Source organism: Candidatus Cardinium sp. cBcalN2, assembly GCF_022810445.1.
Taxonomy (GTDB): Bacteria; Bacteroidota; Bacteroidia; order Cytophagales; family Amoebophilaceae; genus Cardinium.
Window position 1 is genome coordinate 1 of sequence record NZ_JAACGD010000172.1, and the last position, 1811, is coordinate 1811.

Sequence of the window (1811 nt, forward strand, 5' to 3'; positions counted from 1 at the left end):
CTTGATGATTTTTTGATGTAAGTTCATAATAGTTGTTGTTATTTATATCAACACAAATTAACAAATGTAAGATTAAATATCAACTACTACAACTAAACCAAACCAACCAAAAACCGAGTATCTCAATAAGCCAAAAGACGAACCTACTACAAACACTACAAAAAACAAGAAAAAAAAGAAAAACAAGCAGCTAAAGCAGACAGAAACGCAGCTAGCGGACAAAAAACAGCAGCTAGCAAAGACAGAACAGCAGATAAAGGATGTCCAAACGGATCTATTGCAAAAACGTAAGCAGCAAGAAGAAATCAAGAAAGAAATCCAGGAAATAACAAAGGAAAATAAAAAAGACGAAACAGAACTCAGGAAACTACAAGAGAAGGATAAAAAAATAAAGCAAAAAATCAAGGAAATAATAGGTAAAAATAAAACAGAGCAAGCAAAACTCACGAAGTTAGAAAAAATATATAAAGAAAACGAGGGAAAATACAATAAGCTAACAGAGAAACATGAAACAAACAAGACAAAATTACAGGAACTAACAGAGCAAGATGAAGCAACCAAGAAAGAAATCAAAAGGCTAACAGAAAAACACTATGAACTAACAAAAGAAAAGAAGAAAATAGAGGATAATATCAATAAACTAAAAAAGGGAAATCAAGCAGACCATGCACAAATGAAGAAAGAAGAAAATGAAAGAAAAAAAGCCATCGAAACAGTAGAAAAAAGAGCAGGAGAGCTAGAAAATAAACAACATGAGAAGGCAGTTAAGGAACTAAAAGAAGGGCTAGAGAAACTAGCAGATCCAATAGCTAACGACATGAAAAATATATATAGTAATATAGACCTAAAGGAATTAGTAACAAGTACATCAAAAACAAAGAAAAAGCAGAAAGAGATAAAAAAAATGTTAGAGCCATTAGGATCTGAGATAGGAAAACTTGCAAGAGATAAAGTAGTAGGTACTATATTACCCAAACTTAAAAATGCATCCATAAAAGACCTAATGGATGATGCACAAATAGCATGTTACAAAGAAGAACTACTAACACAATGTTTGGAAAACTTCGATTTAAATGGGTACGCAAATTATAAACCCCTACCTCCAAAAGATTCTAACAAGGTAGGAAGGCACACATTTTTTACAAAAGCAAAAAATCTAATTCCAACAAGGTGGATAAATTGGATCAAGCAAAATTGTATCAATAAAGATAGTAAGCTAAAAAAGTTATACACAAAATTAGAAAATAATAAAGAATTATATGCGGAGCTAAACGAGGCATCATTGCAAGCGCTAATTAAAGGAGTACAAGCTATACTATATTCGAAACTAATAGAAAAACATATAATAGCTTTAATAGATGTTAAGAGCAAAAGAGAAAAAAATCAGCAACTAGGTAAGCAACTCATGGACGAACTAGGAACCAAAGATGGTTTGGCAGCATTCATGAAACAAACAAAGAGTGGTCTGTAGAAAGCAAAATGTAATCTTATGTATCCATTCACTACTGTGTCACAAGCGCACCAAAAAAACGCCCCTTGTAAAATAGTTTGGCTGCCATCACAGCTTACAGCTGAAAAAACAGGAGCCACCCCTTGAGCCCCTTTCGTGTAACTGTTTTTGCATCTGTTCATCACATTGGTAAAAAATGAATTTTTATTGTTACTTTTTTCTTGATAAAAAAGTAACCAAAAAATCAAGCCCTCAGTAAAAAGTTGCAGCAATCACCTGTTAGAGCTGTAAAAACAGAACTCACCCGCTGCGCGGGTTCAAACAAGCTGTTTTTCTAATCAGCTTTAATAGGTGATTGCCC

Annotated in this window: 1 protein-coding gene; it reads left to right on the top strand. The window is 33.1% G+C overall.

The genetic code is table 11. The annotated features are described in order from the left end of the window. Nucleotides 1–277 precede the first annotated feature (277 nt). Nucleotides 278–1471 carry a hypothetical protein gene (locus MUW74_RS04160; RefSeq protein WP_243553100.1) on the top strand — a complete coding sequence of 398 codons (1194 nt, stop codon included), beginning with the start codon at nt 278–280 and terminating at the stop codon, nt 1469–1471. Nucleotides 1472–1811 lie beyond the last annotated feature (340 nt).